This is a genomic window from Nocardia sp. NBC_00881, from assembly GCF_045207455.1.
GTDB lineage: Bacteria > Actinomycetota > Actinomycetes > Mycobacteriales > Mycobacteriaceae > Nocardia.
In genome coordinates, this window is record NZ_CP108798.1 from 7742831 (window position 1) to 7755790 (window position 12960).

Sequence of the window (12960 nt, forward strand, 5' to 3'; positions counted from 1 at the left end):
TGAGAGCACTTCTTTCGAGAGGAACCTTTCGATGACGATTCACCTGTTCAACGACCTCGCTGACCACTTCGGGAGCATGCGATGACCGCCCCGGCCGTTGTGGTCGAGGATCTGCATGTCACCTACGGCAAAACCTGGGCGCTCGACGGTGTCGACCTGGAAGTTGCTGCTGGGGCGACGCTGGGAGTGCTCGGCCACAACGGCGCCGGCAAGACCACCCTGATCCGCGCCCTCACCACCCTGGTGCGGCCCACCGTCGGCCGCGTACAGATCGGTGGCCTCGACGTGATCGCCGATGCCACCGAGGTTCGCCGCCGGATCGGGGTGACCGGTCAATACGCCGGACTCGATGAATTCCTCACCGCCCGCGAGAACCTGGAACTGATCGGCCGCCTGACCGGGCTGCGCCGCACCGCCCGCAGACGTGCCGACGCGCTGATCGACCGACTCGGGCTGGGTGAGTACGCGACCCGGCGGGTCGGGGAACTATCCGGCGGCTCCCGCCGCCGCGTCGATCTGGCCGCCAGCCTCGTCGGTGACCCGGCGGTGCTGTTCCTCGACGAACCGACCACCGGTCTGGACCCCCTCGCCCGCGCCGGACTATGGGACGTCGTCGACGAACTCACCACCGCGGGCACCACCGTCGTGCTCACTACCCAATACCTCGAGGAAGCCGACCGGCTCGCCGACCACATCGTGGTGTTGAGCCGTGGCCGGGTCGCCGCCCGCGGCACCCCCGCCGAGCTGAAACGGATCGTCGGCGGCAAGGTGCTGCACGCCACCGTCCCCGCCCAGCAGATCGCGGATCTGCCGTTCACCCCGGACACCGACCGGGTCGACGGCACCCGGGTGCGGGTATCGGTCACCGTCGACGACGCCCCCACCGCGACCGCACTGGTCGCCGACCTGCACCACGGCGGCATCGACGTCACCGACCTTGATGTGACCTCCCCGAGCCTCGACGACGTTTTCACTCACCTCGTCCACACCACCGGAGCCCACCGATGACCACGTCCACGACCGCGATCGGGCGTTCCCCGATCATCGACCAGCTCGCCGCCCTGACTGTCCGGAACCTGCGCACCAGCGCCCGCGTCCCGCAGCTGCTGATGTTCTCGCTGACCATGCCGATGGCGATGCTCGTGCTGTTCAGCCAGGTGTTCCGCAGCGTCGCCGCCGGACCCGGCTTCCCGGCCGGGGTCAGCTACATCGACTTCCTCACCCCGGCCATGCTCGCGGTCTCCACAGTGATGGCCGGCACCAACGCCGGAGTCTCCGCCGCGATCGATCACACCAACGGCCTGCACGACCGCTTCGCTGCCCTGCCGATGCGGGCGACGTTACCTGGGATGGCTCGCACCATCAACGAGGCCGTGTTCACCCTCGCCCGGGCCGCGCTGCTCGGGATCGCCGCCGTACTGCTGGGTTTCGACTTCCACGGCAGCGGCGTCGATGCCGTGGCCGCAGTCGTGGTTCTGGTAATGCTGGCGGGGGCGATGAGCGCCCTGTTCGGGCTGATCGGGGACCGGCTACGCCGCCCGGACGTGGTCCAGTTCGCCGGAATGATGGTGATGATGCCGCTGATGTTCATCTCGAGTGCGTTCGCACCGATCCAAACGATGCCCGGCTGGATGCAGGCCATGGCCACGGTGAATCCGGTCGCGCACGCCACCGACGCCCTGCGCGGGCACGTGCTCGGCACCGCCACCACCGGGGACACCGTGACCGCCCTGGTCGCGGCGCTCGGACTGTGGGCCGCGGTCACCACCATCCCCGTCCTCACGCGTCTGGTTCGACCGACACGGGCTCGCTGAACCACGCACCCGCCTCGTCCTTTCCTTCCGGCAGGAAAGGACGAGGCGGGTTTGCGTGTGCGCTGTTCGCCTGGAACGGGGCACGCCTATGGCCCCTATCCGGCGAGGGGTAGGGGCGCATGGGGTGTGCTGTTTCAGCGGGTACGCCCTGTGTGGGCGTCGACGGCGCTCATGCGGTGGCGTCGAGCAGATGCAGTTCTTCGGCCACGATCAGATCGACCTCTTCGTCGGTCAGATCCGACAGCAGATGTGTCGTGAGCATCGCTCTCACCTCCTCACCGCGCTTATCGGGTCTGTCGAATCGGAGAATCCGACATCGACTTCGACACCCATACAGACGTGGCACTCCGGATTGGGACGCACGGATGCGTCCGATCGCGGTCACCGTCGTCGGTACCGGGGACCGCAAACCAAGGCTCGCCACCACAGCGGTGGGCGAGGATGCTGGAGAGGGAGAGGAACCCCGATCATGAGCGAGACAACGGCCATCACCGCCACCACACCACAGCCGCAACACGCTGATCTCGACCAACTCTGGCGCCGCTTCTCTGACGACCTGCGGGCCTTCATCGCCCGCCGGGTCTCACGCCCGCAAGACGCCGACGACATCCTGTCGATCGTGTTCCTGCGGATGGCCAAAAGCCTGGACAATCTGCGCGAGCAGGACAGGCTGCTGGGCTGGATGTATGCCATCACCCGCAACGCGATCACCGACTACTACCGGTCCGCGCCCCATCGCCGCGAACTACCCGTCGACGCCGTCCCCGAGAACCTCTCCCCAGGCGACGATGAACCCGACACCGGCGAGGCGGCGGAGAAGGAACTGGCCTCGTGCCTGGTGCCGATGCTCTCCGGGCTGCCCGCCGAGCAGGCCGCGGCGGTGAAGATGGTCGACTTCGACGCGCGCACGCACGCCGCGGCTGCCGGTGAGGCGGGTATCTCGGTGTCCGGGATGAAATCTCGCGTACAACGCGGCCGCGCCGCCCTCGAGGCCCAACTGCACGCCTGCTGTCAGATCAGCCAAGACCGCACCGGCCACGTGCACGACTACCAACCCCGCGACGGAGCCTGCGGTGGCGCAGCCAGCAGCGACACAGGCTGCGGCTGTGGTGGTGGCACACCACCATCCGACCAGTAGACCGGCACACCGGTTCGGGAACGCCCCGCCGGTCAGCCGCAGGATCCCTCACGATCAGACAACGGTGCGGTGCGAGCCATACGAGGCTCGCACCGCACTGTGCTGGATGAGGGCTACTGGCAGCCGCAGCCTGCCGTGGCCGCCGGAGCGCAGCACGTCGCCTTTTCGCTGGCATCGCAGCACGTGGTCTGCCGTTCGGTGCTGCAACACGTGGGTGCCGCAGGCTGCGATGGTGCGTCCGTGCGATGTGCCGCCGGAGACTCGAATTCATTCGAGTGGGTCATGGTGACTCCTGGATTCGTGGGGATGGGTACCAGGACAGACGGAGGAGAACAGGAAAGGACGCACCGGGGGCGCCGTGGGGTCCTGTACCCAGGGGCCGGATGCAACCCCGAGATGGAACAAACTTTCGCCGCCGCTGTAGCGCGCTCACCGGGCAGATGGCGGTTGTGAAGCCCGAAGTGTCGGGTGGGCGATGGAGACTGCCACGGAGGCGACAGATCTTTCGGCCATGGAATCGAGGCGCCATGCCAGAACCGGTGACGGATCGAAGCGTGCTCGCCGCCGATCTAGAGCGAGCGCGGGCCGACTTTCACACTCTGCTGTGGATGGTAGGCGATGACGACTGGGGCAAGGCTTAGGTGGGGGCCCCTTATCCCGGCCGCTATTACGACCACCATCGGCGCCAACTCACTCTCACCGGAATGCGGTGAGTGCGCCGGCTCAGCGCACCGGGCTGCGGCGTTCGAGGAATACGCTGTCGCGCCACTTTCCGTCGAGCTGGGCGATGCGTTCGCGCACCCCGACGGTGCGGTAGCCCGAGGAGTGGTGCAGGGCGATCGCGGCGCGGTTGTCCGGAAAGATCGAGATCTGCAGCGTCCACAGCCCGGCTTCGTCGGCCACGATTACCTGCTTGTGTAACAGAGCTTTCCCGACGCCACGCCCGCGCATCTGCTCGGCCACATATACCGAACTCTCGGCCACGCCCTCGTAGCCCTCATCGCAGAATGCGGGGCTGAGCGCGGCCCAGCCCACGACTCCGCCGTCGATCTCGGCCACCCACCGGTGCTGCGGTAACCATCGCGCCTCGAGGGTGTCCCGGCTGGGAACCTCGGTGGCGGGAGTGGCCGTGCGGGTGGCGATGCGGCGCTCGAGCACTCCCGGTCACCACCGCGATCCAGTGGGGCAAACTCGCCGACGCCAGCGGCGACACCTACGCCGCCGAACTCACCCGCCGCCACCGCACCACCAGCGATCTCGGCGGAACACACCGGCCGCTGTGCGATCCCGACGCCCCGGAAGAGCCGTGAGCGGTTGTGCCGCGAGAAGGGTTCAGCCTTGGGCGACCACTCGGGTCGGGGTGAGCCGCAGGACGACGCGGTCCTCGCGCGGGGCGGGGAAGGTGTCGGGATCCTGGCCGTAGTGGCGCACGACCCGGTCGAACAGGGCGAGGCCGGGGTCGGGTTCGATGGTCGCGGTCGCGCGGATCTCCAAGGTCCTGTACGGGTTGGCCGGATCGGCGATGAACAGGGTTGCTTTCGGGTGCGCGACGATGTTCTTGTATTTCTGGCGGCTGGTCATCAGCGAGGTGGCGACGGTGTTGCCGTCGGCGAGGTACCACAGGGCGGTGACCTGTGGTGTGCCGTCGGCGCCGACAGTGCTCAGGGTCGCGATGTGCGCAGCGTCAAGCAGGTCGCGGTGGGTGTCGGGGATGGCGTTCATGACTACCTTTCCGGGGGTTTGGTTTCGGGTCAGTTGCTGATGGCGGGCATGGCCCGGTGGTAGCGGGAATCGGTGAGCTGGGTGATGAGGAACGCGGCGATATCGGCGCGGCTCATCGCGGAACCGATCCGGTCGTGGCCGAGGAAACCGGAACGGATACGGCCGGTGGCAGGTTTGTCCTTCGGCGCGGAGATGCGGGCGATGGTGTAGTCCAGGTCCGAGCCGGTCACCGCGGCGGTCATGTTCTCCAGCTCGGCCAGGGCGTTGGGAAAGGCGAGCCGGGCCATCACGGGCAGGACCTTGTGTTTCCAGTGGGCCTTGTCGCGCGGGTCGGCCAGCGACGGGGTCGCCAGCCCGATGAACCGCGACACCCCCGCGGTCTGGATGGCGGCCACGATCGTCTTCGTGCCGTCGGTGACCGGACTACCGGTGTCCGACCGTTTCAGCGAGGGACCCAGGGCGCTGATCACCGCATCCGCGCCGCCGACCGCTTCGGTGACGGCATCGCTGTCGGTGAGTTCGGCGGTGACCACCGTGAGCGCAGGGTGGGCGAGGGTGAGTTTGGCGGGGTTGCGGACCACGGCGGTGACGCGGTGGCCGGCATCGAGCGACTGTGCGACGACCAAGCGGCCGATACCGCCGGTCGCGCCGAACACGGTGATCTTCATGTCGAAGTCATCTCCTCGAAAGTTGTGGAAGAAGCGGCTGGTCAGAAGCTGTAGGGGCCGAAGCGTCCCCACGCGACGAACACTGCGGCGGCCAGCAGCACGAGGTTGAACACGATCGCTGATGGTTCCTTGCGACGGGCATGGGTGACGATCGCCAGGGCCATGATGACGGCCAGACCGACCGCGGCGATCGGTGTCAGGATCGGGGCAATCCCCGTCCATGCCGGCAGGATCAGCCCGAGCGCGCCGAGCAACTCGGCGACACCGATCAGGCGCAGCGTGGGCAGCGAGACATCGGCGACCCACGGCAGCTTCTGAGCGAGTTTGTCCTTGGGCTGGGTGGACTTCATCACCCCGGCCATCCCGAACATGACGGCCAGGACCCCGGCCGCGATCCACAGGGCGATGTTCACAGCAGTACTCCTTCGTCAGGGGTGGACCGGAAGTTTTCGCTGGTCCATTGGTTGCGGCACGGAAGTGGAACTGGCTTCCCGATTCGCTCGGGGAGTGTAACAACACAAATGGTTAGGGTGTTCCAGTTGGGTAGAGTGGTGGCCGTGACATCCCCCGAACCCCTGGGCGCCTCACCCGATGAGCAGCGCGAACTGCGCGCCGATGCCGAACGCAACCGCGAACGCATCCTGGCCGCCGCACGGACCCTGTTCGCCCGCGAAGGCCTGGGAGTGTCGATGGCCGCAGTAGCCCGCGAGGCCGGAGTCGGCAAGGCGACCTTGTCGCGGCGGTTCGCCACCCGCGAGGACCTGATCACCGCGGTGTTCGCCGACCGCATGGACGCCTACGCCGATGCGACCGACACGGCCCTGGCCGACCCCGACCCTTGGCGCGGTTTCGCCGGCTACGTCCACGCGGTCTGCGCGATGCAGGCCGCCGACCGCGGTTTCGCCGACGTCCTCACCATGACCTTCCCCGCCGCCAAACCCCTGGAAGCCCGCCGCGCCCAGGCCTACAACGGCCTACTCGAACTCATCGCCCGCGCGCAAGCCAGCGGGCATCTACGCCCCGAATTCTCCGACCGGGACATGGTGATCCTGCTCATGGCCAACGCCGGAGTCATCGCCGCCACCGGCGACGCCGCCCCCGACACCTGGCAACGCCTGGTCGGCTACATGCTGCGATCCTTCGCCGCCCCCGGCGCCGAATTGCCCACACTGCCCCCGCCGCCGCAACCGCGGGCCCTCTACCGCGCCATGGTCCGACTCGCCCGCCCACACCAGACCGCCGACGCCGACAAACGGCCGCGCCACCCGGCCTGACCGGCGGCGGTAACTCGTAAGCGTGACTTTTCTCGTGGCCGTGCACGACTCGAGCGGAAAGCTCACCTACATCGGCAACGTCGGTACCGGCTTCACGCAACGAATGCTCGATGAGCTTCGGGCGAAACTTCAACCGCTGCAACGCAAAACGCCGACGTCAAGGACGCCGTCTGGCTCGAGCCCCAGGTCGTGGGTGAAGTGTCGTTCACCGAGTGGACCGGTGACGGCCGACTCCGTCACGCATCCTGGCGGGGCCTCCGCCCGGACAAAACGCCAAATGAAGTCGTCCGCGAACCGCAAACTCGTCCGTCATGAAGGGCTGACGAACCTGATAACTTGCCGCCGTGACCGATCACGCCGACCGCGCACTGTTGAGCCACTCACAATGCCGTCCTCCACGCACGGATCAGTGTTTGCGTGAAGGCTACTAGATGGGGCAAACGGCGATTTGCGCGAATGCAAATCGGCTCTCTAGGCGGACTCGGCCCGACGTTCGAGGGCCGCGGAGATCAGGTCTCGTGCCTGCTTGCCGGTGACAGATTGCGTAGCCAGGATGTCGAACGCGCGCCCGTACATGGCTACCTCGCGTGGTTGCGTGATGGTCAGCTCCGCTGTCACGGTCTCCACCATCGCCATGCGACTGTCGAACATGATGAAGTTCGTCATGTTGACCCGATACGGGGACTCCGCGGGGACGACACCGAGGGTTATTCTCGGCATTCCTGCTACAGCCAGAAGTCGATCTAGCTGTCCGATCATGACTTGGTCGTCGCCGACCGTGGTGTACAAGGATTGCTGGGCAATGACGAAATGGAAACTATGGTCTCGTCGATAGAGGATCTGTTGGCGTTCCATTCGCTTCGACACGCCTTCGTCCAGGTCGTTGGGTATGCCCTGGAACTCGATGAAGTTCCGCATGATCCCTTCGGCGTATTCGGCTGTCTGAAGCAAGCCCGGAATTAAGTTCGGCTCATACCAGCGAATCAGCTTGGCTTCCGACTCAAGTTTGATAGACGTTTGTTGGCGCCGCTTCGTGCCACTGCCGAGCACGCGACGCCACTCCAGGTATGACGCCTCGATGTTGCGGACTGTCGCGATAAGGTCCGGCATTTGGTCGAGTGCGTTGGTGTGTTCACACCATGTACGGATGTCAGCGTCTGTCGGTTTGGTTTTCCCGTACTCGATCTTCGACACCTTGGTTTGGTGCCAGCCTGCCAGATTGGCGAGATCCGTTCCGGTGAGCCCCGAGTTGAGGCGAAGCTCCCGGAGTCGTCCTCCGAGAGCTTCGCGCAGTTGGTGAAGCGAATCACTCACTGGTTGGAGTACTCCGCGAGAGGGGTAGCGAGCGCCCAGACGCGCTCTTTCACGGTCCGGCAGTATTCGACCAACTGGGGATCGGTTGTGACGGCGCCGCCGACCCAGCGGCCGGACGGCTCGAAGATCGTGTACGCCAGCAGTGAGTCGTCGAACAGCCACCAATCGTCCACGGTCAGCTCGGCCGGGTCGATCAAGTACCGCGGCAAATAGCGGACGTTCTCGCCGGCTTCGGCATTGAACCGCGCCACTGCCTTTGCGAATCGGGTGTAGTCGGTGTGAGGTTCGGTCACCACGCGGGCACGGTTCACAGCGACGCCACGGCTGGTCACGTCCCGCACGTGGTCGAGCCACGGTTGGAACCATGCGTAGTCGTCGGGTTCGTCCTGGAGGAACTTCCGGAACGGTTCGGACTCTTCTGGAGTCTCGTAGGTGTCCTGAACTTCCAGGTGGAACGCCTCCCGCTCGCAGGAGTGGAATAGGCGGTTGAACGCCTCATCCTGCACGAGTTGCACCGTAGAACGTCCTTTCTGCCTTCGGAACCTCGATGCACGTTTCGTCGTCGTAGATGTCCAGTCCTTCAAGCACATCCGGGTCGGTGACCGGGCTTCCTTCGAGAGTGAAGGTGCCGCGGCCGGTGTCGGTCATCGGCGCCCCGACGAACGTGTCCGGCAGCGCGAAGCCGAGCAACAGGTGTGGAATCTCGACGGTTCCGGATGAGCTGGTCTTCCATCCCTGCACAACGTAAGTGTCTTGGTCGGTGGCGTACAGGCTGGGGCATCCGCCGCCAGTAGTTCCACCCTTGCCGAGAAACTGTAATCGCATGGCCTGGCTCTCCAAATCGCTGTATGCGTACATATGCTCACGCACATCCCATGATCCCCGGGCAATGCCCGTCTTGTACAGCGAATGTCGACTTCGAGCATATTGGAGCATGAACCTAGACGAGCATGCTTGGGGCTTCTTACCGTCGAATCCGCACCCGATGCCGGGGTGATGCCGGTTCGTCGCCCGGCCGATGAGTGCAGAGCCTTCGGTGCCGGGTGCCAACCATCGGTCTACAGGGTCGGGGTGCGTGCGGCGACCAGGTCACGGCCTGGCCCCGCCGCCCCGACGGGAGGAAGCCATGCCAAAAGCAGAACTGCCACAACAAACTTCGATCGAACTGCGCCCCGTGGTCGGATTCGATCCGCTGACGCTCGAACTCTTGGAACGCATCGCCGACGCGCTCCATGAGTTGGTCGACCAGTCGTCTGCCGCCACATCGTCCCGGTGCCGGGGTGAAGCGTCCCCCGGCATCGGGCGCACCAGCTACACAACAACATGCCCGGGGGTATAGACCAATGCCCACAGCCATGGTGATCGCCTTCGGTGTCGCCGGCGTCATCTACGGCACGATCTGCCTCTTCGATCGGCCGGTGAAAGCCACCGAAACATGCCACCCCGCACCCGATATCCCGTACACCCTGGAGGATGCACATCTGGTGTGGCATACGCGAATCAGATGCGACACCGAAACATGCGCCGACAAGTCCGCCGCGCTCGATGTCCTCGTCGACGCCAAGCTCGTCAAGCCTTGGCGGGCCGTCCGATGATCGCCGTCGCGCACACGTACAAGCTGAACCGGTGGCGCATGCAGCCGTGTAACGACACCTACATCAGCGGCGTCGATCACGCCCAGTTCGCGGCGACCGCCCACAGCGGACACGGCGGATGCAACCTGTTCCTGGCCGCGCAACACCGACTGTCGGCGGGTCCCAGATGAGTCGGCGAATCACGTGGGACCCAGACCGCGACATGGACGAGCCGCAAGGAATCCTGCTGCGCAACGACGGGTCCTGGGCGGTCGTGTTCGCAGACGGCCGGGTCGTCAGCGACAACCCGCGCGAGGACAAGCAGTGAAAGCAATCGCCTTCGTACGTCGCGACATCTCAGGCTCCCAAACCGCCGACGACATACACGCCCTCCGCCGCTATGCCCGCTCCCACGGCTACACCATCGAAGCCCTGCTGAACGTCCTGCCCGGCGGGGCCCTCGACCCCGGTCTGCGGCTGATCAACGCGGTCCACACCCACGATGCTGCCGCGGTCCTCGTACCGCAGCTCAATCACATCCAATCCACGCGCCACCACATCACTGAGATCTGCGGGCTCGTCTCCGTCGCCCCGGAGAAGACATGGCCGCGCGGTCATCTGTGGCCGCGCCCCGAATCGTCCCGGCATTCCGGCCGGGAACCGAGGAGAACCGAGCAAGGAGAGCGATGAACGAGCTTTGTCGCCCCGGTCCGGATGGCGGTTCGAGCGACGAATGCTGGGATGAGCAGCATCCCATCGGCGTCGACGACACGCACAGCAACGGCTAGGACTAACTGAGAACTTCCCGCTCTGCTCGGCTTTTTCGGGTCGAGGGCGGTTAGGAGGAGCCCCGCGGTTCCGACAGCCGGTTCCACAAAACCGCCGGAGCCAGGGCTTCCGCAACTTCACGGCGACACGACCGAGGTCCATGTCTGCGACTGGTGGACGTATTCGTGGCGCGTATCTGAATCCAGGTACGCGCCGTTCTGTAGAGAAGGGGAGAACACCATGAGGATTCGGTCTACCGTGACCATAGGCATCGCTGCGTTGGCGTTGACCAGTGCCGCAGTGGCAGTCGAAGCACCTTCGGCCGCCGCTGAGCCCAACGGCTCCAGGTCGTGCAGCTTCGCTTTCCACAATGGCCGGCCATACGTTCAGACCAGGCAGGGGTACAGCGCTGTCATCGGCGGAGGTTACACGGACTGCGTGCCCGCACCGCAGGCGTTCCGCGTCGAGTTGACCCTGGAGTTCAGGAAGTCTGGTAGCGACTGGGAGGTCCGCGGCGCGGCAAACGACAAGCAGATCCCCGACCCGCGGCTGAACATCGCGGCGTGGGCTCCGTGCGAGCCCGGCGCGTGGCGGGTTGTCGCTAGGATCGAGTCCACGGAGTACGGCGAACCATACCGGTTCACCGACAAGACTCCGGCACACATTCTCAGCTGCTGAGGATCGGACATGAGGCTTCTTCAAGATCCGCTGGAGTTATACAGGCGGTTTCCCGCGTGGACAGCAAACTGGCACTGGTTCCGCCGCATGCTGCTCAGGCTGCTACCGCCTCCGCGGCATGAGTTCGAATCGCTACTGCCATTCTCGTGTGATCCCGGTGGCACGAAAACGGGCTACCCCATACGCCGCGAGTTCGGAGGTTGGACAATCCGGCCCGACCAGGGTTGGCGTCGGTACCGGTGGGTCAGTCCGCCCTTGCACTTCACTCGGGCCATCCCTGCCAACGACGTAGACGCTGCGACGGACTGGGCGCTGGAACGCATGGGTCTGTAGCCGGGGCTGACGTGAAGATGGGGCTGGGCTTAACTGTATTGAGCCCAGCCGCATCTTTATTGCCTGTTGCCCGAACTGGGCTGGGTGGGCCCCATAAGCAGGAACGGGGGCCTCCGCGTGCTCACGGAACGAGAAATGCTCCCCGCTCCCCGATCCCCGATCCTCGAGCCCCGAGCCCCCCGTTCTGGGGATCGGGGGGTGACGACGCAAGCAGATCAAGAGTGGACACGCGACGCGACCCGTAGCGTCATGGCAAATGACGATGATTGTTCGAAACCTAGCTGACTGCGTAGATGGATTGCTGAAAGAAATCCGACGGCTGGCGTCGGGCCAACCGAAGACTTGCCCTGACCTTGCGGCGGCTCCATCACCGCAACGCGACCTTCGCACCACCCGAAATCCGGACTTCGACTCAGAGCCCGTCTCGCTCTGACGCCGTGGGCTCAGCCGTCGGAAAACCTTTGGTCATGGCCGTGATTGCTCATGCACACTGCAGCCATGGTCGTACTGGAGAAGGCCGCGCGGGTGCCGAGCCAGGCCCGGGCGACGGGGCTGAGCCTGATCTCGTGGGCGCTGTTCGCGAGTTCCGGCTCACTGGCCAAGGCGGTGATGGCGGCGGGCTGGTCCGCGGCCGCGGTGACCTCGGTGCGGATCGCGTTGGCCGCTGTACTGCTGGTGCCGGTGGTCGGGGTGCTGCGGCCACGGGCGCTGCAGTTCCGTCGCGCCGATCTCTGGCTGCTGCTCAGCTACGGCCTGCTCGGCGTCGCCGGGGTGCAGCTGTTCTTCTTTGTGGCCGTGGCGCGGGTTCCGATCGGGGTGGCGATGGTGCTGGTCAACCTGGCGCCCGCGCTGGTCGCCCTGTGGGTGCGGGTGGTGCGGCGCATCCGGCTGCCCGGGCTGGTCTGGCTGGGTATCGGGTTGGCCGTCGCCGGCTTGGCCTTGGTCGCGGAGATCTGGGAGGGCGCCCGGCTGGACATGCTCGGTGTCGCCGCCGGGCTGGCCGCGGCGATCTGCTCGGCGGGGTACTTTCTGCTCGGCGAGCACGGCGCGAGCAGGCACGATCCATTCGGGCTGACCGCGGCTGGGCTGGCGATCGGCGCGGTCGTGGTGGTCGCGATCAGCCCGCCGTGGACGCTGCCCACCGGCCTCACCGACCCAGCGGTACTCGGCGGCCTGCGGACCCCGGTGTGGCTGGCGCTGCTGTTGCTGGCCGTGGTCGGTACCGTGCTGCCCTACCTGGCCGGGCTGCGGGCGTTGCGCGATCTGCCCTCGGCCACGGCCAGCGTGCTGGCCATGGTGGAACCGCTGGTCGCCGCGGGGCTGGCCTGGCTGCTGCTCGGCCAAGCGCTCGGGCTGACGCAACTGGCCGGGTCGGTGATACTGCTCATCGGCGCGGTGCTGGTGCAGTTTGGCCGGCCGGGAACCGCTCCTGGACAATCGGGCGGTCATTCTATGCCGGCGCACGAGAAGCGAGTCGTGAGCAGCCCCTACGCGAGGCTCAACCGGCCGGGGCGACGAACAGCCGGAGCATGCGGTGCGTGTGCTTATATGTGGGACGTTGTAGCTGAACGGCCGAAGCCGCCAACAGTTTCGGGTCCACCGTCAGACGGATGAAACCAGCGGGTGAGATCAACGCCCGCACCGCGATCCGAGGTGAGTCAGCGGCCAGGGCCACTG

The 12960-nt window shown here is 66.0% G+C and carries 17 protein-coding genes and 2 pseudogenes; 12 read left to right on the forward strand and 7 right to left on the reverse strand.

Annotated elements, in window-relative coordinates; all coding sequences use genetic code 11:
- Nucleotides 1–81 precede the first annotated feature (81 nt).
- The 3 genes from OH799_RS32845 (at nt 82) to OH799_RS32855 (ending at nt 2952) form a co-directional block, all read left to right on the forward strand.
- On the forward strand, nt 82–1008 hold the full coding sequence (locus OH799_RS32845; RefSeq protein WP_406272386.1) for an ATP-binding cassette domain-containing protein: 927 nt from the start codon (nt 82–84) through the stop codon (nt 1006–1008).
- Nucleotides 1005–1814, forward strand: coding sequence for an ABC transporter permease (locus tag OH799_RS32850; RefSeq protein WP_406272389.1), 810 nt, complete (start codon nt 1005–1007; stop codon nt 1812–1814). Before OH799_RS32845 ends, OH799_RS32850 begins: the two co-directional genes overlap by 4 nt.
- Nucleotides 1815–2283: 469 nt before the next feature.
- A complete protein-coding gene (locus tag OH799_RS32855) occupies nt 2284–2952 on the forward strand; it encodes a sigma-70 family RNA polymerase sigma factor (RefSeq protein ID WP_406272392.1) in 669 nt (222 codons plus the stop codon).
- A gap of 723 nt (nt 2953–3675) precedes the next feature.
- Here the strand turns inward: OH799_RS32855 and OH799_RS32860 are convergent.
- The 4 genes and pseudogenes from OH799_RS32860 to OH799_RS32875 form a co-directional block, all read right to left on the reverse strand.
- Nucleotides 3676–4095, reverse strand: a pseudogene (locus OH799_RS32860) (GNAT family N-acetyltransferase); the annotation flags it as partial.
- A gap of 189 nt (nt 4096–4284) precedes the next feature.
- Nucleotides 4285–4674, reverse strand: coding sequence for a PPOX class F420-dependent oxidoreductase (locus tag OH799_RS32865; RefSeq protein ID WP_406272395.1), 390 nt, complete (start codon nt 4672–4674; stop codon nt 4285–4287).
- A 29-nt stretch (nt 4675–4703) separates the two neighbouring features.
- On the reverse strand, nt 4704–5342 hold the full coding sequence (locus OH799_RS32870) for an NAD(P)-dependent oxidoreductase (protein WP_406272397.1): 639 nt from the start codon (nt 5340–5342) through the stop codon (nt 4704–4706).
- Between the two features lie 41 nt (nt 5343–5383).
- Complete coding sequence (locus OH799_RS32875) at nt 5384–5755, reverse strand: DoxX family protein (RefSeq protein WP_406272400.1); 372 nt, start codon at nt 5753–5755, stop codon at nt 5384–5386.
- Nucleotides 5756–5899: 144 nt separating this feature from the next.
- Here OH799_RS32875 and OH799_RS32880 point away from each other — a divergent pair, with 144 nt between their 5' ends.
- Nucleotides 5900–6616 (forward strand): TetR/AcrR family transcriptional regulator, encoded by a 717-nt coding sequence (locus tag OH799_RS32880; RefSeq protein WP_406272402.1) that lies wholly within the window; start codon nt 5900–5902, stop codon nt 6614–6616.
- A 34-nt stretch (nt 6617–6650) separates the two neighbouring features.
- Nucleotides 6651–6931: pseudogene (locus OH799_RS32885) on the forward strand (hypothetical protein).
- A 156-nt stretch (nt 6932–7087) separates the two neighbouring features.
- On the opposite strand, the gene OH799_RS32890 reads toward OH799_RS32885, so the two are convergent.
- Genes OH799_RS32890 through OH799_RS32900 form a run of 3 tightly spaced genes read right to left on the reverse strand, consistent with a single transcriptional unit; the run spans nt 7088 to nt 8800 of the window.
- On the reverse strand, nt 7088–7930 hold the full coding sequence (locus OH799_RS32890) for a helix-turn-helix domain-containing protein (RefSeq protein WP_406272405.1): 843 nt from the start codon (nt 7928–7930) through the stop codon (nt 7088–7090).
- Nucleotides 7927–8445 (reverse strand): DUF6879 family protein, encoded by a 519-nt coding sequence (locus tag OH799_RS32895; protein WP_406272408.1) that lies wholly within the window; start codon nt 8443–8445, stop codon nt 7927–7929. The genes OH799_RS32890 and OH799_RS32895 overlap by 4 nt, the downstream gene beginning before the upstream one ends.
- Nucleotides 8426–8800 (reverse strand): hypothetical protein, encoded by a 375-nt coding sequence (locus tag OH799_RS32900; protein WP_406272411.1) that lies wholly within the window; start codon nt 8798–8800, stop codon nt 8426–8428. The genes OH799_RS32895 and OH799_RS32900 overlap by 20 nt, the downstream gene beginning before the upstream one ends.
- Nucleotides 8801–9056: 256 nt before the next feature.
- Here OH799_RS32900 and OH799_RS32905 point away from each other — a divergent pair, with 256 nt between their 5' ends.
- The 7 genes from OH799_RS32905 (at nt 9057) to OH799_RS32935 (ending at nt 12897) form a co-directional block, all read left to right on the forward strand.
- Nucleotides 9057–9269, forward strand: coding sequence for a hypothetical protein (locus OH799_RS32905; protein ID WP_406272414.1), 213 nt, complete (start codon nt 9057–9059; stop codon nt 9267–9269).
- Between the two features lie 4 nt (nt 9270–9273).
- Nucleotides 9274–9525: a hypothetical protein gene (locus OH799_RS32910; protein ID WP_406272416.1), complete on the forward strand. Its 252-nt coding sequence runs from the start codon at nt 9274–9276 to the stop codon at nt 9523–9525.
- Nucleotides 9522–9695 carry a hypothetical protein gene (locus OH799_RS32915; RefSeq protein ID WP_406272419.1) on the forward strand — a complete coding sequence of 58 codons (174 nt, stop codon included), beginning with the start codon at nt 9522–9524 and terminating at the stop codon, nt 9693–9695. The genes OH799_RS32910 and OH799_RS32915 overlap by 4 nt, the downstream gene beginning before the upstream one ends.
- The gene (locus OH799_RS32920) at nt 9692–9832 is read left to right on the forward strand and encodes a hypothetical protein (RefSeq protein ID WP_406272420.1); all 141 of its coding nucleotides are present in this window, start codon (nt 9692–9694) and stop codon (nt 9830–9832) included. The genes OH799_RS32915 and OH799_RS32920 overlap by 4 nt, the downstream gene beginning before the upstream one ends.
- Nucleotides 9829–10194, forward strand: a complete 366-nt coding sequence (locus OH799_RS32925; RefSeq protein WP_406272423.1) for a hypothetical protein — start codon at nt 9829–9831, stop codon at nt 10192–10194. The genes OH799_RS32920 and OH799_RS32925 overlap by 4 nt, the downstream gene beginning before the upstream one ends.
- A 318-nt stretch (nt 10195–10512) precedes the next feature.
- Nucleotides 10513–10950, forward strand: a complete 438-nt coding sequence (locus tag OH799_RS32930) for a hypothetical protein (RefSeq protein ID WP_406272426.1) — start codon at nt 10513–10515, stop codon at nt 10948–10950.
- An 831-nt stretch (nt 10951–11781) separates the two neighbouring features.
- Nucleotides 11782–12897 (forward strand): EamA family transporter, encoded by a 1116-nt coding sequence (locus tag OH799_RS32935; protein ID WP_406272429.1) that lies wholly within the window; start codon nt 11782–11784, stop codon nt 12895–12897.
- Nucleotides 12898–12960: the final 63 nt, after the last annotated feature.